This window comes from Seleniivibrio woodruffii (genome assembly GCF_029267515.1).
GTDB lineage: Bacteria > Chrysiogenota > Deferribacteres > Deferribacterales > Geovibrionaceae > Seleniivibrio > Seleniivibrio woodruffii_A.
On sequence record NZ_JAJUIS010000006.1, the window covers coordinates 24189 to 41477 of the forward strand.

The window sequence follows — 17289 nt, forward strand, 5'->3', positions numbered from 1 at the left end:
TTGTCATATGATTATATATTTTTGATGAAGTTTTCGAGTTTTTCCCGCATTTTTTTGGATTTCGACGGATCTTTTCCTTCGGTTGATATGGAAATGACGAAATCACCGCTGCGTATCACGGAAGTTGTATGAAAATCCGAAGCGTCCGGATCGTCTGCAATATTTACAGGAATACGCAGTTTTTTGCAGATGTCAGCCGCCTTACCGTTTTCTTCTCTGTCGTCTGTACAGCAGAAAACAAGAGCGTATTTTTCAGTTATGTCAGCATCCTCACATTTTCGTCTGATAACGTCTGCGCCGCTTTCCGCTATCTCCTGCGTAACTTCCGGCGCAATTACCGTTATTTCGCAGCCTTCGTTCAGAATAGCTTTCAGCTTTCTTTCCGCAACCTTCCCGCCGCCTATGAAGAGTATTTTACGCCCTCTGAGGTTAAAACTGAACGGCTGCATCACATCACCTTCCACAATGTGATAAGGCAGCAAATCACCGCCCATATCACCGATGAGGTCTCCATCAGCCGCACGGATTTTGTTATGTCCGCTGTTTCCGCCGACCTGTCGCTGTCACCGATATACGGCTTTTCGGTCAGTTTTCCGAAATAGCTTACGGTGCCGCCCAGCCGCAGGTTCAAAGCTCCTGCAAAGGCGCTCATGGGGTGAGCTGAGTTCGGGCTTGCGTGGGAAAGTCTGAATTTTCCGAAGCACCTTATGGCGTTCTTCGTGTTAAGACGCAGGATGAGCGAGGCAAGGGTGACGGGGATTATGGAAAGTCTCGCGGGCAGGAAATTCAGCACGTCGTCGAAACGCGCGGCAAACCTGCCGTAGTAGAGGAATTTTTCGTTTTTGTATCCTATCATGGAATCCATTGTGGAAACTGTTTTGAAGAGCACAGCACCCATGGGACCGAAAAGCGCCGCAAACAGCATTGGGGAAACCACTGCGTCAACGTAGTTTTCGGAGACAGATTCCACGGCAGATGTGACGATTTTTTCTTTAGGCATGTTTTCCGTGTCGCGGGACACAATTTTTGAAAGCTCTTTTCTGCCTTCGTCTTCGGATTTTTCAAGTCCTTTTCGCACGTTGTCAGCATGTTCCGCCAGTGACCGGACACTGATTGAAAAATAGATTATAAGGGTGCTTACGACAAAATACCAGAAGCTGCCCGCTTTCGCCGCGTAATAGAGTGAAACGCCCGCCGCAGACAGTGTGAATGTCAGTGTTATCACGGCAGAAAGCACGCCTTCGAATATGGTGCCCTTGCGCCGCAGCGATTTTTCGCAGTAGCTAACTGCGCTGCCCGCTATGCGCACAGGATGGAACGGGATATCCGGTTCGCCCAGAAACCAGTCCAGCCAGAAAGCGGCTATCAGAGCCATGAAGTCAATATAAAGAAGAGAGGATAGTGTCGGTGTCAAGGTGCTGTTCCAGTGTATCGGCGAGCAGGTCAAGCTGCGCCTGTTTATTTTTATGGTACGAATAGTCGGGGTTGATTGCTTTTCCGCACATGGCGATAACACGGGAAGCGATGTCCGCGCTGTCGAAAAGTCCGTGGATATAGGTGCCCAATACTTTATTTTCAGTGTCGGCGATGCAGATATCATTTTCCGCACAGAGCTGTGTATACGTGTGCGCTGTGGTCGATTCGCCCATGTGTATTTCGTATCCGGTGAAATCTATGCCGTCAAACTGCGCCAGACCGTGATAGGTCTTATTCAGAAGGGTCTTTTCTGGGGTAATGACGGTTTCCATGTTCAGAAGCCCAAGCCCTGCGCACTCCCTGTCGTCGCCTTCGATGCTGTCGGGGTCTTTTATTGTACGTCCAAGCATCTGGAACCCGCCGCATATGCCAACAACAGCGGTTTTGCCCGCCATTGACAGTATCTTTTTGTCAAAACCGCGCATCCGCATATCTTTCATGTCGGCAATGGTGCTTTTGCTGCCGGGGACGATAATTATGTCAGCGCCCGTCAGTTCGTTGGGCGATTTTGCATAGATAAGGTTGATATCGGGACAGGTGGCGAGCGGTGCAAAGTCCGTAAAGTTCGACATACGGGCGAGGCGCACCACGGCAACCGTGACGAAGCCGCCCTTTGTGCTGTCGTTTATGCTCTGGCTGTCCTCCTCCTCAAGGGTGAGGTTCAGCATGGGTACGGTGCCCACGACTGGCACAGGGACAAGCTCCCTGAACATTTCAATGCCGGGCTGGAGCAGTGAGATATCGCCGCGGAAACGGTTGATTATGAATCCTTTTACGCGGGGTTTGCCGTAGTCCGGCAGAAGGTCATAAGTGCCTTTCATCCATGCGAAAACACCACCTCGGTCTATGTCGCCGATTATATACACGGGAGCGTCGGCAAACTCCGCCGTTCTCATGTTTACAATGTCTGTTCTGTGCAGGTTTATTTCCGCAGGGCTGCCTGCGCCTTCGATTATGACGCAGTCATATTCTTTCGCGAGGCTTGCGTAGGCTTCAATGGCGGTTTTAAGATTGTCCTGCGACATTTCGTAATACTGTCTGGCGGTGAAGTTGCCCACTGGTTTGCCCATGCGTATCACCTGACTGGTGGAGTTGCCGATGGGTTTCAAAAGGACGGGGTTCATCCGCACGTCAGGCTCTATGCCCGCCGCCTGCGCCTGTAAAATCTGCGCTCTGCCCATCTCGCCGCCTTGTGCAACGCCGCTGTTGAGCGCCATATTCTGAGACTTGAACGGAGCAACCTTTATGCCTCTGCGCCCCAGCATACGGCAGAAGCCCGCGCATATGACGGATTTGCCCACACCGCTTCCGGTGCCCTGAAACATGATGGGTTTTGCTTTCATGCAAATATCCTGAAATACACTTCCGCAAGACGGCAGAAAGTGTCCATATGCACCTGTTCCTTTACGGCGATGCGGATATATTTGTCGGAAAGTCCAACGAAGTTTGAGCAGTTGCGCACAAGTATCCTGTGATTCAGCATATATTCGCAGAATGACGGGGCGTCGGATTTCATCAGCTTCATCAGTATGTAATTCGTTTCGCCGGGGATAATGCGGAGATTTTCATTCTGTGCCAGTCTGCCCAGCGTATTTGCCTTTATCTGGCGAAGCTGGCGCATGTATGCGGAGATATCCAGCTTAACGGCTTTGAGGCAGACCTCCTGTGCCAGTGTGTTGATATTCCACGGTGACATGGAGCTTTTAAGCTCGCCCAGCAGGTGTTTGTTCTGGGAAAAAGCGTAGCCCGCACGCAGTCCGGGGATGCCGTATGCCTTTGAAAAGGAGCGCAGGACTATTATGTTTGAAAGTGTGCATCCTATGAGCGTGGGGTTTCTGTCCACGCAGAAATCTATATATGATTCGTCTACAACAAACATCGTTTTTTTGAACATATCGGCAATGAACCGCAGTTCGTCTTTGCCCACAAGCACTCCGGTGGGGTTGTTCGGGTTGCAGATGAAGCATACGTCCGCGTCCGGCAGACATTGCAGAAGCTCGTTGTCGTCGAATGCAAATTTTTTCTTTTCGCTCATGATGCAGTCTGTGACGGTCATTCCGGTAAGCTGTGCGTGCTTCATATAGTCAACGTAAGTCGGTTGTACTATAACGGCGCGCTTTTCCGCATATATTTCGCATATTCTGTGGATAAATTCAGTTGTGCCGCTGCCGGCGAGAAAGTTTTCCGAGGGCAGGTCGTGAAGCTGTGCAACTGCGTTCGTCAGCGTTCTGCTGTGTGGTTCAGGCAGTCGCGAAACGATGCTTCTGATGTTCAGTCCTTTAAGTAGCGCATCCGGTGTGAAAGGGGAAACGTTGCTGCTGAGGTCGATTATCTCGTCCACATGACAGCCTGCCGCCTCCGCCGCAGAATATACGTTGCCTCCGTGCTGAAACATCACCATAAACACCCCGCAACAAGGAACAGAAGCGCCTCGGACGATTCGCACATAGCGCCCAGCATATCGCCCGTTATACCGCCTATCCTGTTTTTATACAGTCTTGTAATAAGATAGATAAAAATGAGAAAAGCGGTATTGAAAATAACGAACTGATAAGCACCGAAAAAATAGGATATGCCCAGCAGCAGGATGCCCTGTGCGAATACGGCGGGCGGAAAATTACCGAAAAATGCCGCCGCAGTGCCGGTTTCCCGTGCGTATTTAAACATGTAGAACCCGAAGACCATGCTGAACCGCGAATAGGCGGGGATTGCCAGCAGATAGAGCGGGTTTGATATGGAATAGGCTGAGAAAGCCTTTATCATAAGCGTCATAACTACAGCGACAGCGCCCATTGTGCCGATGCGGCTGTCCTTCATTATCTCAAGCATCTTTTCGCGGTCGCGGAACGAAAACAGACCGTCCGCCGTGTCCGCCAGCCCGTCAAGGTGCAGAGCACCCGTTATCAGCACTAGGTACAGCACCGTTATAACAGCCATCCCCGTCTGCGGCAGATAAGCCTGCGCAAAGGTGTAGAACGCCCAGAGTGGCAGCCCCACCGTGAATCCCACCGGAACGAAGCTGTAGACCGCTTTGCGACCGTCAAAATCTTTGGTGTTGAACCGCAGAACCGTCAGAAAGCTGAGTGCATCGAGATAGCTTTTAAAAATGTTACATCTCCTTGCCGGAAACGCCCGCTTCGGCAAAGGTGGCTATCTCGGTTATGACCCTTACGCCCGCTTCAACGGAGTGCATCGCCATAACCGCGCCCGTTCCCTCGCCAAGCCTGAGTCCGAGATCGACCAGCGGTTCAAGCCCCATGTATTGAAGCATTTTTATCTGCCCCGGTTCAACGGATTTGTGTCCGCTTATCATATATTCAACGGATACGGGTGAAAGCCCGAAAGCTATCAGTGCACCCGCCGCGGAGATTATACCGTCTATCATAACGGGTATTTTATGATACGCGCCCGCAAGGATAACACCTGCAATAGCGCCTATCTCAAGCCCGCCGACCTTTGAAAGCACGTCCAGAGCGTCCGATTTATCCGGCTTGTTCAGCTCTATGCCGCGTTTTATAACGTCTATCTTGCGATTCAAAGCCTCGTTGTCGATGCCCGAACCGAAACCTGTCATAACTTCCGCCGTTTCACCTGTGAAAACCGCACCGATGGCGCTTGAAGGCGTTGTGTTGCCTATGCCCATGTCGCCTGTGGCTATGAGGTTCAGTCCGTGTTTTTTTATCATTTCGTCAGCAATCTCAAACCCCGCCATGACGGAGGCTTCCGCCTCTTCGCGGGTCATTGCCGCACCTTTGGAAAAGTTTGCAGTGCCTCTGCGTACTTTCTTTATAATAAAAGTATTGTCAGGGTCGGCAGGAACGGCGTTCACATCGCATACGGCGCCGATATCAGCCACCAGAACCTTTGATTTAGCCTGTTTTGAAAGGATATTTATAGATGCGAGTCCGGCGACGAAAGCACCCATCATCTGACCTGTGACCTCCTGCGGAAATGCGGCGACGCGCTCCTCCACTATGCCGTGGTCGCCCGCCATAACGAACACCATGCGTTTGTCAACTTTCGGCTTCATTGTACACTGGATGGCGCATATCTTTTCGCCTATATCGTTGAGCCTTCCCAGCGCTCTTGGCGGCATTATCAGGTTCGCAGTTCTGTCCTGCGCCTGTTTAAAAATCTCTCTGTCCGTCGGTTTGATTCCCGCAATAATCTCAGCTAAATTCACTTTTTTCCTCCCTTGATGAAAAGCGGTATGGACGATATCATGAAGATTACGCTGTCTGATACTGCGGCGAGTCTTGTGTTCAGCTTGCCCAGCTCATCTGCGAATTTGCATCCTTCCGGATTTGCAGGCATAACGCCCAGCCCTGTTTCGTTGGTCACTATCACAACGGGCTTTTTACAGCTTTTCAGGCGCTCCATGAAATGCTCGATATGCTTTTCTGTGTTGAGTTGTTTATATATAAGGTTGTTAAGCCACATGGTAATACAGTCTATAAGGATTACGTCCTGTTTCTCCGCGTTGTCGAAAACGCTGTGCAGGCTGACTGGTTCCTCGATGGTTGTCCAGCTTGCGTCCCGCTCGGCTTTGTGCAGGTCTATCTTGTTCTGCATTGCATCGTCGAAGGCTTCTGCCGTTGCCACATATGTTTTGAATTGATATTGCCCGCAGAGTTGAATTGCGTATGCGGTCTTTCCGCTTTTAACGCCGCCCGTAACAAGTGTTATCATGTGTGTTTCCTGATTATTTCCAAAGATTTGAGGAAATCGTCCTGTCTGAAAACCTCAAGACAGACCGTCGCCCCGTAAATTTTTGCATTAGCAAGGATGGATTCTAGCAGATTGGGTTCTATATGCTCAAGACTTTTATGGTGTTTTCCGTCCGCTTCGCCTTGCAGGTGATATTCGCGGATGTGTGATTTATATCTGTCGAGAAAATCACGGGCTTTATCTCCTGCGTGGGGGTTGTCGAAACATAACCCGAAGCCCATATCCGCGGCATCATCGAAAAATGAGCCGTAAAAATCGGTGTTTTCGATTATTATGTTATGTTTCCGCCGCTTATCCATTTCGTTCAGAAAGAAAGCGCTTTCTGCGGGATGAATCACCATGCGCAGTGGTTTAAGTGATTGGAGTTTGTCGATGTACGAGTCTATTACCTGCCAGCCGTCAGTTGTGTTGAGGTCTGCGTCGGTGGGCAGGTGGATGCTGTAGTCCATATTCAGCGCCGCAAGTTCCGCTATCTCACCGTTGGCTGGCATGTCGAAATCGTGCCTGCTGTCGAAGAACAGAAGCTCAACCTCATGAACAAGCGGTTTCAGATATTTTACGTTGTTTGCCCTGCTGTCGGGGATAACGAATGACGGTGCGGATATTTTCATCCGGTCAGGGTAGCCTTTTTTTTCTTCCCTTGCAAGATTATAGATAATGCAATAATCTCAGTGTATGTTCAGTTCATTCATGATAGCCGCGGACAAGAGCGGTTCCGGCAAAACAACTCTGACAACAGGAATAATCAGATATCTGACCCGCAATGGACACATTGTTGCGCCCTTTAAATGCGGACCGGACTACATAGATACGCGCCACCTTGAGCGGGCGTCCGGCAGAAAAGCCTATAACCTCGACAGTGTTATGCTGTCGCGTGAGATTGTGCAGAACGTTTATGCGCGTGGCTGTGCCGGTGCGGACTGTGCCGTTATCGAGGGTGTTATGGGTGTTCTGGACGGCGTTTCCCATACGGATTTCGCCGGAAGCAGCGCCGATATTGCCGCCATCGCCGACTTGCCGTGTGTTCTCGTGCTTGACTGTTCCGGCAGTTCATACACCGCGGCGGCAACCATACGCGGCATAGCGGAGCTTGGCAGGATGCGCATTGCGGGCGTTGTGCTGAACAACATAGCCTCAGACCGCCACGCATTTCTGGTGCGCTCTGCGGTTGAAACTCATACTGACTGCAAGGTGCTGGGCACCCTGCCGAAAAACAGCGAAAACCTGCTCGGTTCAAGACATCTTGGCATAAAGACCGCCATGGAGGTTGAAGAAAGCTATCTGGAAGCGTGCGCAGATTTTGCATCGGCGAACGTGAACGTGGATGAACTTCTGACGCTGTGCCGGACGGAGAAACCTGTTTATGCGCCGCAGACAGCGGTGAAAACTGATAAAACAGCATACGTTGCATATGACAAAGCGTTCCAGTTTTACTATAATTCCAATATAGAGTTCCTCGCTTCGGCTGGGTACGAAGTGAAATTTTTCAGTCCGCTGGCTGGAGAAGGCATAGACGGCGCGGACTTTGTTTACATAGGTGGCGGATATCCCGAACTGTACGCAGAAGAGCTTTCGGAAAGCCCCACTGCAAAGATTATCAAAGATTATGCGGAGGCGGGCGGAAAGCTCTATGCAGAGTGCGGCGGGCTGATGTTCCTGTCGCGCGGCATCCATACCGACGGCGGTTTTTTCCCAATGGCAGGCGTTTTCGGCTGCGAGACCAGAATGTGCAGCAGGCGGCAGGCGCTGGGCTACGTCCGCGCTGAGCTTGTTAAAGACTGCATCATGGGTAATGCCGGGCAGGCGAACGTCGGACACGAATTTCACTATTCTGCCATGGAGGGCTATTCAGGAGAATATGCCTATAAGCTGACCCGCATAACCGACGGCAAAACGTCCGGCGACGGGCTGATATATAAAAACAGCTTCGCGGCTTACACGCACCTGCATTTCCTGTGCGATAAACCGCTGATAAAGAATATGATATAAATCAAGATTGCTTCGTCACATGCGTTCTGCGCCAGCTCGCAAAGACGTCATTGCGAGGCGCGGAAGCGACGCGGCAATCTCATAATATGTTCAGGAGTTGAGATGAAAATTTACGGAATCGGAATAGGACCCGGCGACCCCGAACTGCTCACCGTCAAAGCGGTGCGCCTTATGAACGAAAGCGACGTCGTCGTTGTTCCCCAGTCAGACAAAACAGGCAGAAGCCTTGCACGGGATATTATCAAAGACATTGTCCCCGAAGGGAAAATATACATGTACTATTTCCCAATGACGGGAGATAAGGCAGATCTTGACACCAAATACGCAGCGCTTGCCGCCGATATCTACGGTATGGTCAGAGAGGGAAGAAAGGTAACGTACGTCACCATAGGAGACGCGCCGATATATTCAACACTGAACTATCTGGCGCATAAGCTGGAGCACCACGGCGTTAAGATGGAGTTTGTGCCGGGCATATCCGCCATTTCCGCTGTGCCGAACATCCTCTGCCTGCCGGTTACTGAGAAGGACGAGAGCTTCTGCACCGTTGAAATGAAGGACGATACGGCGTTTCTTAAAGAGTGTACGGAAAAATTCGCCACAGTGTTCGTTATGAAGGTGCATAATAAACTGGACGTGCTGAAAAAATTCGTGCGCGAAAACGGGATAAAAACAGCCTACGTCATATCCCGCGCCACTCTTGCTGACGAAATAATCCTCGACCTCAACAGCGACGAGACTAAACAGATAAATTATCTTTCCACAGCAATACTTAAAAAAGGTGAAGCGTGAACAAGGGCGACAGGATAGAGAAGGAATCTTTTGAGATAATAGAGGCGGGATGCGACCTTTCGGCATACGATGAGCGCCAGAAAAAGGTCGTCATGCGGTTGATACATACCACAGGTGATTTCGAGTTCGCTAAAATGACCCTTTTCAGCGTTAACGCCATAGATCGGGCAATGGACGCTCTTGAACGCAGACTGCCAGTGATATGCGACGTGAATATGGTGAAAACTGCCATCACAGCTAAATACTCCGAGGCTGTCGGCATTGAGCGGCACTGCTTCATAACCAACGAAAACGTTATTACAGAAGCAGCGGCACAGGAAAAGACCCGCGCGGAATACAGTATGGAATACGCTGCAAGGCACTTTCCTGACGCTATATACGCGATAGGCAACGCGCCCACGGCTCTGCTTAAAATAATGGAGTTGCACAAAGAAGGAAAAATCAATCCCGCTCTGGTAATCGGGCTTCCAGTCGGTTTCGTTATGGCGGCGGAGAGCAAGGCTATGCTGACCGAAAGCGGCATGGAGTACATCACCAACGTTGGTACGAAAGGCGGCAGTCCGTGTGCCGGAGCAGTCGTTAACGCGCTAATAAAAATTAAGGCTGGGATATGACGTATCTATTTGCTGCCATAACCTTTATCGTAGGATGTATTTGCGGTTTTGCCGCGGCGTATCTTCTGCGCCGCAGGGAACAGGAGATGGAAGAGGGGCTTAAAAACGTATTCGCGCAGGTGTCCATGGACAGCCTTTCACGCAATTCCGAAGAATTTATCAGGCTGGCGAAGGTTACACTGGACGCGAAAACAGGCGAGGGTGAGCGTCAGCTTGAAGGTAAAAAAGAGCTTATAGACGCCCAGCTTGTGAATATGAAAGAAAGCCTTGAGAAATTACAGGTTTTCATGAACTCGCTGGAAAAGGACAGGGAATCGAAATTTGCCGAGATTTCGGAACAGATAAAGGGAACCGTGCGGCAGACGGAACGGCTTACGGATGTTGCAAATGACCTTAACCGCGCGCTGTCTTCATCCGCCGAAAGGGGCAGATGGGGCGAACGCATGGCGCTGGACATAATCCGCGCTGCGGGTATGATAGAGACGGTCAACTATAAAGAACAGCAGACCATGAAGAACGGCAGCAGACCTGATTTCACGTTCTTTATGCCGAAAGGTATGGTGTTGAACATGGACGTGAAGTTCCCGCTGGATAACTATGTGAGGTATTACCAGACAGAGGGTACGGAGCGGGATGCCTGTCTGAAACTTTTCATAAAAGACGTTAAAACCAAGATAAAGGACGTTAAAGACAGAGGATATGTTGATAGAGGTGAAAACACTCTGGACGTTGTTCTGCTGTTCATCCCCAATGAGAGCGTATATGAGTTTATATACGAGAACGACGACACGGTTATGGATTTCGCGCTGTCAAACGGCGTGGTGCTGACATCGCCTATGTCTCTGTTTGCCGTGCTGGCTGTTGTCAGGCAGTCTGTGGAGAACTTTGCGTTCGAAAGCACTTCCGCGGATATGCTGAAACTGTTCAGCGAATTTTATAAGCAGTGGCGGATGTTTACGGATAAATTTGAAACACTGGGTAAGCGTATAGACGACGTTAAGAAAGAGTTCGAGGCGCTGACCACTACCCGAACAAAACAGCTTGAAAGACCATTGGAAAAGATAGACAGTTTAAGGAAAGAGAAAGGTTTGGAGATAGAATAGGCGGGGCAACCCCCGCCATTTTTTCATCTCAGTTTCCAATCTGCTTTGCGTTTTTCAAAAAAAGCGCGGATGCCCTCGGCAGCGTCCTCTGTTTTGCAGAGTCCTGCGAAGACCTTTGAACCGTTATCTATGGACGCATGAAATCCCATGTCGTATGTCGTGCTCAGTCCTATTTTACCCGCCGCCACAGCCAACGGGCTTTTAGATGCCAGTTTATCGGCTATCTCCTCCGTTTTCGCCTCAAGCTCGTCGTCCGGTACCACCCAGTTCACAAGTCCAAGCTCAAGCGCCTGCTGTGCCGTGAGCTGATCGCCCAGAAGTATCATCTCCATAGCCTTCTTTTTGCTGACGAGTTTTGAAAGCGGTACGCCCGGTCCTGTACATATCAGCCCGATATTCACCGCCGTTGTGCCGAACCGTGCCGATTCCGCAGATATTGTCATGTCGCAGCCGAAGCTGAGGCTTGCGCCGTTTGCAACACAGTAGCCTTTTACGGATGATAAAACGGGGGTTCTCATGTTTGCGATGGTGTGGTTGTGCCTGTCCATAAGCGAAATGAACTCAAGCAGTTTTGAATCATCAACTTTTTCAAGCTCGTGCAGGTCGATACCCGTAGAAAAATGTTTACCGTTGTTTTTAACTATCACCACACGGACTTCATCATCCCTGTCGAAATCCTCCAGAGCCTTGTTAAGCAGGAGTGCGAACTCTTCAGAAAATGTGTTGTATGCGTCAGGGCGGTTGAGAATGATGTAGCCTTTATGACCGGATTTTTCAGTGATGATTACAGAATTGCTCATATTTTTTCCTCCTGCTAAAACCATGTTATATTATAACGATTTTTTTGGAAGGAACAAGCAAAAAAAAAGGCGGAGGTTTCAGCCTCCGCCTCTGAGACGAAATATCGTCCTTAATTACTTAGCAGTACATTTACCGCCCGCACAGTTAACATATGCGTCAAGATAGTAGAATCTTGAGATGTCGGACAGTTTGCATTTATCTTTCAGGAAGTCATAAACTTCCATTGCGCGTCCGCCGGAAGCACAGTGGAAAACAACGTAACCTGTTTTGGGAAGCTGTGAAACGAAAGCGTCGCATCCTTTCGCAGTCTCTTTTGAGGAGATGTTGATTGAGCCGGGGAAAACGCCGTCAGTGATTTCGTTTGCGTTGCGCACGTCAACAACTGTAACGTTTGCAGGTTTTTTAGCTGCGTCTGCAACAGTGCTCATGAAAAACTCTGTGCTTACGATACCGGGTTCATCGCCCTGGGGAAGACCAGATGCTGCTGCAGCGGGAGCGGCAGCCTTAGGAGCTTCAGCGGGAGCGGCAACTTTGCCTGAGGGAGCGAGGGGATAGCCGGCTGCCTGCCATTCGGGCACGCCGCCTGCGTAAACTTCAACTTTTTTATAGCCGAGTTTGAACATTTGCTCTGCTACAAAGTGAGATTTTTCACATTTAAATCCGCCACAATAAGGGATGTAAAGGGTTTCTTTGTCAGCAGGGAGGTTAGCTTTTGCTGTTTCCCACTCTGTGTCGGGGATATTGACTGAACCGGGGATGGAGCCTTTTGCAAAAATCTTTGCGGGGCGTGCGTCGATGAAAACTGCTTTGCCGTTGTCAAAGAATTTTTTAGCTGTGTCGATTGTTATCTCGCCATAGTTTTTTGCTTCCCAGTCGGGCATACCGTCAAGATACATCTTAACATTAGTGTATCCTTTTTCTTTAAGGTATTTTGCTACGATGAGAGATTTTTCACATTTGACACCGCCGCAGTATGTGACGATGTAGGAATCTTTTGCGAGACCAAGTTTTTCGAATGCAGGCCAGAAGTCAGCGATTGCTGTGTCTGACATAAGGAAGGCAGTGGGAATGTGTGATGCTGCGTAAACTTTTGCGGGGCGCGCATCAACGAGTGTTCCTCTGGTTTTGTCATAGACGCCGTTTCCGACTATCTTGTTGACCTCATCAAACTTAACCAGTTCAACTTTGGCAGCTTTTGCCATGTCGGCAACACTTGCTGCCTCGGCGGCTTTGGCAGGAGCGGCGGGAGCTTTTGCTGCTTCTCCGCAGCCCATAACAAAAAGAGCCGCAATCAGCGAGAGTAACATAAACAGTCTGCTCATAAAACGCATAAAATAACCTCCAACGTTTCTAATGCACTGTTGTCCACAATCTCAAACATAGTTTGTTTCTTATGTATATCGATATTCAAAAATACATATATTCTGTATACTGAATACAATATCCATCCATATTTAGCTTTGTTATTAATGAAATAAAAATTCAGAAACTTCTTTGTGAGTATCAACTGATGTTTTGATTATACACATTCGAATATATTTTTCAATGAATATTGTATAATGTATACAATTTAAAGAAAAAAAAAGGCGATCCGAAGACCGCCTTTTGCATTGGTTTGTGAATATCTTAGTGATGTTCAGGTGTTTTAAGGTCAAGAAACTTTTCAGCGCTGAAATAAAGAACCATTGCAACGCCTATTCCCAGAAGGAAAATTCCCCACTCTGCTATTGAAGGAGAGTATATGCCGAGACCTGAAAGGTCGGCGTGTACACCGGAACCGTCTGTCGCTTTACGCATAACGGGCATCTGACCTGCGACAATGTAGTTAACCCTTGTGAAGTACAGACCTATCATGAAGATAAGACCTGCGATGCCGTATTTTTTTGTGCTTCCCTTTGCTGTAAGAAGGATAACAAGGGGAATTATGACCGCAAGAAGCATCTCGCCGATCCAGAAGTTAGCAGCCAGAGGTCCGGCGATGAGTGCCATTGCAGACTCGTATGAACCAATAGGCTGTGTGAAGATGGATGTGAGGAACTTCCACAGGTACATAAGCATCATTATGCCGATACCGCCGCCCATGAGTTTTGCAAGTGCGTCCATGGAGGGTTTGTATTCTTCGGGGATGCTGAATTTGTATGCTATGTTATGCACAAGCATAAGAAGAGCCGCACCAGCTGTTATGCCGGACACAACGAGGAACAAGGGGAAGTGTACGCCGTACAGCCAGGGACGTGCTGTGAGTGAACCGAACACGAAACCGAGGTTGCTTGTTGCGAGCGTACCGACCACCATTGCCGCGAAACCGAGCATAGCTGCGGTTTTGTGGTCTTTTTCAGTGGGATGTGCTTTGAATGCGTAGTAAAGCTCCAGAGCGAGGATAACAAGTTCTATTGAGTAGAACACGCCCATCCAGAGGATAGGAGCTGCAAAGTTTGGTGAAAGCATCATCCATATTATCATGCGCACAGGGTGTCCGAGTTCCATAAGGATCTGTGTGAAACCTGCAAGCAGAACAAGAGTCGCGAGAACGACAATGCGTCTGCCTATCTTTGCGAAGTTCTCGAATCCGAACGCGTGTCCCAGACCGCCTATGAAGGCGAGACCTGTTGATGTGATAACAAAGTATGCGTATGTACCGATGAGCATACCCCATGGCACCTCGCGGTTAACTGCATACATTGCTTCGTGACCTTTTACAAGCACAACCACAGCAGTAACAGCGCCTATGCCTGCAAGAACCAGACCGATGATTATAAGCGGCATAACAGGGATATCTTTGTTAAAGGTTATCAGACTTTTAATGGCTGATACCATTCCTTGTTTTGTTTCAGTATCGTGAGCTGACATTCTTTCCTCCGACCTTACTTGATTATGTAGAACAGTCTGGGTCTAGTGTTTTTCTCCGGCTTGAGCTGATATGTATCATGCTTTGCCAGCAGCTTCGCAGCTTTTGAATTGGGGTCGTTCAGGTCGCCGAACACCCTTACCTTTGTGGGGCATGTTTCCACGCACGCGGGCTCTCTGCCTTCGGGAAGTCTGTGATAGCAGAAAGTACATTTTTCGATTGCGTGGTGAACTTCACTGACGAATCTTGCATCATAGGGGCACGCAGTCATGCACGCTTTGCAGATGATGCACTTTTTATAGTCGATAAGAACCACGCCCTCGTCTGTTTTGTAAGTTGCGCTTGTGGGGCAAACGCTTGCACAGGGGGTGTTTTCACAGTGCTGGCACTGTGAAGGTTCAAAATCCAGACGCAGGTTGGGGTATGTTCCTTTCAGATCTTTTTCCGCAACCCAGATTCTGTATTGCTCGTCGCCAACTTCAACGCCGTTTTCAAACTTACAGGCGACTGTACACGCCTTGCAGTTAAGGCAGTTTTTAGCATCTAATACGATTCCGTATTTTTTCTGACTCATTTCAGCCTCCATTAAGCCTTAGCGATTGTTACAAAAGTTTCGTGCATAGCAGCGTTGCCTGATATCGGCTCAAGGTAGTCCTCAAGAATGGCTGCCTGAGATGCGCCCTTTTTGTATACAAGGCTGAGCTGGGGTGAAAGACGTCCGTATCCGTGTGCGAAGAATACGCAGTCTTTGCGTATCTTTTCTGTCGAAAAGACTTTTACCTGCTGTTCGCCTACGGAGCTTTTCACAGTTACATAGTCACCGGAGACAACACCGAGCTTTTTCGCTTCCTGTGTGTTTATCCAGATAACGTTCTCTTTCTGGATCTCCCAGAGATATTCGTTGTTCTGTGTTCCGGTGTGTGTGTTGAAGCCGTGGCGACCGAGGATCATACGGTATTTGCCGGGTTCGGGCTGACGGGGTGCCGCATAGATTGGCAGCGGGTTCAGACCTTTGTCGGCATATTTAACGTTTGCAAGCTCGATTTTTCCGGTTCTTGTTTTGAAGCGGAACTCAGGATTGCGTGTTTTTCCGTAAACAGCCTGATCGGAAAGATAGAAAACGCCTTCTTTCATCATCTGCTCGTAAGCGCCGGGATGGTCTGCGAGCTGACGTTTGATATATTCTTCCATGGGCTTGCCGAAGATGTCTTCAACAACATCGTATTTGAAGTCTTCGACTTCAAGTTCATCGGCATCGTCCCAGAGTTCGGGCAGTTTAAGCATTTCGTTTATTATGCCGCCTGCGATTTCGAACATGGATTTTGTTCCGAAAACAGGTTCCACAACGGGCTGACGGAATGTAGCGATAGGCCATATACCTGCGAGGTTGTGAACGGAGTCCCAGCGCTCAAGGTAAGTTGATTCGGGGATAACAAGGTCTGCGAAATATGCAACCTCAGTCATCTGAATATCTATAACTGCCATGAACTTGATCTTTTTCAGCATTTCCATCGTTTTTGCACGGTTGGGAACTGCTTCGATGAAGTTCTGTTTGTAAACTATCATCGCTTCAACAGGATAGGGATCCTGCGCGATTATCGCGTCTCTGAATCTCAGCCAGCTTCCGTCTTTTTCGCCAAGGTATGCCACGCTGTCTGTGGGCATATTTTCGGATCTTTTGTCCTTGGGCAGTTTATTTTTAACAGTGGACGCAACGTCAATACGGTCGTCTGACATTTCAAAATAGGGGAAGAGGGGGTCAAGGTTTTTGATCGGCACAGACGCTTTCGGGCAGATACCGCCGGGGGCATCCCAGCAACCGCAGATAGCTGTAAGGATAGCGCAGGCTCTGCGGAAGTAAACGTCGTTAACGTACCAGCTTGTTCTTCTGCCGGGGTATGCAACTGCCGCGGGAGCAGCTTTTGCAAACTCTCTTGCAACCCAGCGGATCTCAACAGCGGGGATTTCGCACTCTTTTTCAGCCCATTCGGGTGTGTGGGGAGCAATCATCGCCTCAAGATCTGCAAAACCATCGCAGAACTGTTCAACAAAAGCCGCGTCGTACAGTTTTTCTTTGATGATAACGTTTATAACGCCGAGAACGAACGCAAGGTCTGTTCCGGGCTTAACTGGGAACCATTTGTCAGCCTTTGCCGCTGTGTTTGTAAAGCGGGGGTCAAGGTAGATAAGTTTTGCGCCTTCGGGTTTATATTTAACAAAGTCGATTGTGTCGGGAGTAACGATGGCTTCAGCTCTGTTTGCTCCGAACATGATTACGAACTTTGAGTTTTTAAGGTCAGCATCCGGATATACGCCGTAAACGGAAGACCATCCCTGAATAACAGAGGACAGGCAGAGAGTGGGGTGGCGTACGGTGTTTGTTGAACCGTATGACTGCACAAGATACTGGAATATCTCTTCCTGAAAACCTTCAGAAGATGCAAAGGCGACGGAACATCTGTTCTCGTTTTTAACTTTGAACTCTTTCAGTTTTTCAGCAACAAGTTTAAATGCCTCTTCATAAGAGATTTCTTTCCATTTTCCCTCGCCTCTTTCGCCGACGCGCAGCAGAGGTTTGGTAAGTCTTTCAGGGTTATAGGGTTCTTCGGCGCCTGCGTTTCCTCTTGCGCAGAGCATGGCGCGGCTTTTGAAAAACTTAGGATTGGGGTTAAGTTTTTTAAGTCTGCCGTCCACGACATGAGCGAAGAAACCGCATTTGTTCACGCACATTTCGCAGCTTGATGCGATGTGCTTCTCTCCTTTCTCGCCGGTAGGAGCGGACGCATGTCCGCCAGCCACTGCTTTAAGAGTGGAGAGGTTTGCAGCTACGAGGCCGGTCGCAACAACACCGCCTGAGGCTGCGAGGAACTTTCTACGGCTAATATTCATACCGGAAAGCGTCATAGGGGGACCTCCTGATTGTGTAACAACATAAGTA

At 49.1% G+C, this 17289-nt stretch carries 17 protein-coding genes; 4 read left to right on the forward strand and 13 right to left on the reverse strand.

The genetic code is table 11. The features are described from left to right. Nucleotides 1-11: 11 nt before the first annotated feature. From Q7P67_RS07755 to cbiR, 8 genes are read right to left on the reverse strand one after another with little or no spacing between them, the layout of a single operon-like run. Nucleotides 12-494 carry a bifunctional precorrin-2 dehydrogenase/sirohydrochlorin ferrochelatase gene (locus Q7P67_RS07755; RefSeq protein WP_303851392.1) on the reverse strand — a complete coding sequence of 161 codons (483 nt, stop codon included), beginning with the start codon at nt 492-494 and terminating at the stop codon, nt 12-14. Further along, nucleotides 449-1375, reverse strand: coding sequence for an adenosylcobinamide-phosphate synthase CbiB (cbiB, locus tag Q7P67_RS07760; RefSeq protein ID WP_303851393.1), 927 nt, complete (start codon nt 1373-1375; stop codon nt 449-451). The genes Q7P67_RS07755 and cbiB overlap by 46 nt, the downstream gene beginning before the upstream one ends. A gap of 4 nt (nt 1376-1379) precedes the next feature. Continuing rightward, nucleotides 1380-2819 carry a cobyric acid synthase gene (locus Q7P67_RS07765; RefSeq protein WP_303851394.1) on the reverse strand — a complete coding sequence of 480 codons (1440 nt, stop codon included), beginning with the start codon at nt 2817-2819 and terminating at the stop codon, nt 1380-1382. Next, nucleotides 2816-3877 (reverse strand): histidinol-phosphate transaminase, encoded by a 1062-nt coding sequence (locus Q7P67_RS07770; RefSeq protein WP_303851395.1) that lies wholly within the window; start codon nt 3875-3877, stop codon nt 2816-2818. The genes Q7P67_RS07765 and Q7P67_RS07770 overlap by 4 nt, the downstream gene beginning before the upstream one ends. Next, nucleotides 3871-4620, reverse strand: coding sequence for an adenosylcobinamide-GDP ribazoletransferase (gene cobS, locus Q7P67_RS07775; protein WP_303851396.1), 750 nt, complete (start codon nt 4618-4620; stop codon nt 3871-3873). The genes Q7P67_RS07770 and cobS overlap by 7 nt, the downstream gene beginning before the upstream one ends. Next, nucleotides 4586-5659 carry a nicotinate-nucleotide--dimethylbenzimidazole phosphoribosyltransferase gene (gene cobT, locus Q7P67_RS07780; RefSeq protein ID WP_303851397.1) on the reverse strand — a complete coding sequence of 358 codons (1074 nt, stop codon included), beginning with the start codon at nt 5657-5659 and terminating at the stop codon, nt 4586-4588. Before cobT ends, cobS begins: the two co-directional genes overlap by 35 nt. Then, nucleotides 5656-6165 carry a bifunctional adenosylcobinamide kinase/adenosylcobinamide-phosphate guanylyltransferase gene (gene cobU, locus Q7P67_RS07785; protein ID WP_303851398.1) on the reverse strand — a complete coding sequence of 170 codons (510 nt, stop codon included), beginning with the start codon at nt 6163-6165 and terminating at the stop codon, nt 5656-5658. The genes cobT and cobU overlap by 4 nt, the downstream gene beginning before the upstream one ends. Beyond that, nucleotides 6162-6815 (reverse strand): cobamide remodeling phosphodiesterase CbiR, encoded by a 654-nt coding sequence (cbiR, locus tag Q7P67_RS07790; RefSeq protein ID WP_303851399.1) that lies wholly within the window; start codon nt 6813-6815, stop codon nt 6162-6164. The genes cobU and cbiR overlap by 4 nt, the downstream gene beginning before the upstream one ends. Before the next feature lie 64 nt (nt 6816-6879). Here cbiR and Q7P67_RS07795 point away from each other — a divergent pair, with 64 nt between their 5' ends. From Q7P67_RS07795 to Q7P67_RS07810, 4 genes are all read left to right on the forward strand, one after another. Next, nucleotides 6880-8193, forward strand: coding sequence for a cobyrinate a,c-diamide synthase (locus tag Q7P67_RS07795; protein WP_303851400.1), 1314 nt, complete (start codon nt 6880-6882; stop codon nt 8191-8193). Between the two features lie 102 nt (nt 8194-8295). Then, nucleotides 8296-8985: a precorrin-2 C(20)-methyltransferase gene (gene cobI / locus Q7P67_RS07800; protein ID WP_303851401.1), complete on the forward strand. Its 690-nt coding sequence runs from the start codon at nt 8296-8298 to the stop codon at nt 8983-8985. Then, on the forward strand, nt 8982-9599 hold the full coding sequence (locus tag Q7P67_RS07805) for a precorrin-8X methylmutase (RefSeq protein WP_303851402.1): 618 nt from the start codon (nt 8982-8984) through the stop codon (nt 9597-9599). Before cobI ends, Q7P67_RS07805 begins: the two co-directional genes overlap by 4 nt. Next, nucleotides 9596-10702, forward strand: coding sequence for a DNA recombination protein RmuC (locus Q7P67_RS07810; RefSeq protein ID WP_303851403.1), 1107 nt, complete (start codon nt 9596-9598; stop codon nt 10700-10702). Before Q7P67_RS07805 ends, Q7P67_RS07810 begins: the two co-directional genes overlap by 4 nt. A 23-nt stretch (nt 10703-10725) precedes the next feature. Here Q7P67_RS07810 and Q7P67_RS07815 read toward each other — a convergent pair whose 3' ends face one another. The 5 genes from Q7P67_RS07815 to Q7P67_RS07835 all read right to left on the reverse strand — a co-directional run bounded on the left by Q7P67_RS07815 (nt 10726) and on the right by Q7P67_RS07835 (nt 17255). Next, nucleotides 10726-11502, reverse strand: coding sequence for an enoyl-CoA hydratase/isomerase family protein (locus tag Q7P67_RS07815; RefSeq protein ID WP_303851404.1), 777 nt, complete (start codon nt 11500-11502; stop codon nt 10726-10728). Nucleotides 11503-11616: 114 nt separating this feature from the next. Next, on the reverse strand, nt 11617-12825 hold the full coding sequence (locus Q7P67_RS07820) for a rhodanese-like domain-containing protein (RefSeq protein WP_303851405.1): 1209 nt from the start codon (nt 12823-12825) through the stop codon (nt 11617-11619). A 304-nt stretch (nt 12826-13129) separates the two neighbouring features. Next, nucleotides 13130-14353, reverse strand: coding sequence for an NrfD/PsrC family molybdoenzyme membrane anchor subunit (gene nrfD, locus Q7P67_RS07825; protein WP_303851406.1), 1224 nt, complete (start codon nt 14351-14353; stop codon nt 13130-13132). Between the two features lie 14 nt (nt 14354-14367). After that, entirely contained in the window at nt 14368-14925 is a 558-nt protein-coding gene (locus tag Q7P67_RS07830) for a 4Fe-4S dicluster domain-containing protein (RefSeq protein WP_303851407.1), read from the reverse strand. A gap of 11 nt (nt 14926-14936) precedes the next feature. Then, a complete protein-coding gene (locus Q7P67_RS07835; protein ID WP_303851408.1) occupies nt 14937-17255 on the reverse strand; it encodes a molybdopterin-dependent oxidoreductase in 2319 nt (772 codons plus the stop codon). Nucleotides 17256-17289: the final 34 nt, after the last annotated feature.

Excerpts from the sequence above, each read along its gene's own strand:
- cbiR (WP_303851399.1), bottom strand. The coding sequence starts at position 6,815 with ATGAAAATATCCGCACCGTCATTCGTTATCCCCGACAGCAGGGCAAAC.
- Q7P67_RS07770 (WP_303851395.1), bottom strand. The coding sequence starts at position 3,877 with ATGGTGATGTTTCAGCACGGAGGCAACGTATATTCTGCGGCGGAGGCG.
- Q7P67_RS07755 (WP_303851392.1), bottom strand. The coding sequence starts at position 494 with ATGGGCGGTGATTTGCTGCCTTATCACATTGTGGAAGGTGATGTGATG.
- nrfD (WP_303851406.1), bottom strand. The coding sequence starts at position 14,353 with ATGTCAGCTCACGATACTGAAACAAAACAAGGAATGGTATCAGCCATT.
- Q7P67_RS07810 (WP_303851403.1), top strand. The coding sequence starts at position 9,596 with ATGACGTATCTATTTGCTGCCATAACCTTTATCGTAGGATGTATTTGC.
- Q7P67_RS07835 (WP_303851408.1), bottom strand. The coding sequence starts at position 17,255 with ATGACGCTTTCCGGTATGAATATTAGCCGTAGAAAGTTCCTCGCAGCC.
- Q7P67_RS07815 (WP_303851404.1), bottom strand. The coding sequence starts at position 11,502 with ATGAGCAATTCTGTAATCATCACTGAAAAATCCGGTCATAAAGGCTAC.
- cobU (WP_303851398.1), bottom strand. The coding sequence starts at position 6,165 with ATGATAACACTTGTTACGGGCGGCGTTAAAAGCGGAAAGACCGCATAC.
- Q7P67_RS07820 (WP_303851405.1), bottom strand. The coding sequence starts at position 12,825 with ATGAGCAGACTGTTTATGTTACTCTCGCTGATTGCGGCTCTTTTTGTT.
- Q7P67_RS07795 (WP_303851400.1), top strand. The coding sequence starts at position 6,880 with ATGTTCAGTTCATTCATGATAGCCGCGGACAAGAGCGGTTCCGGCAAA.
- cbiB (WP_303851393.1), bottom strand. The coding sequence starts at position 1,375 with ATGGCTCTGATAGCCGCTTTCTGGCTGGACTGGTTTCTGGGCGAACCG.
- cobI (WP_303851401.1), top strand. The coding sequence starts at position 8,296 with ATGAAAATTTACGGAATCGGAATAGGACCCGGCGACCCCGAACTGCTC.
- Q7P67_RS07765 (WP_303851394.1), bottom strand. The coding sequence starts at position 2,819 with ATGAAAGCAAAACCCATCATGTTTCAGGGCACCGGAAGCGGTGTGGGC.
- Q7P67_RS07830 (WP_303851407.1), bottom strand. The coding sequence starts at position 14,925 with ATGAGTCAGAAAAAATACGGAATCGTATTAGATGCTAAAAACTGCCTT.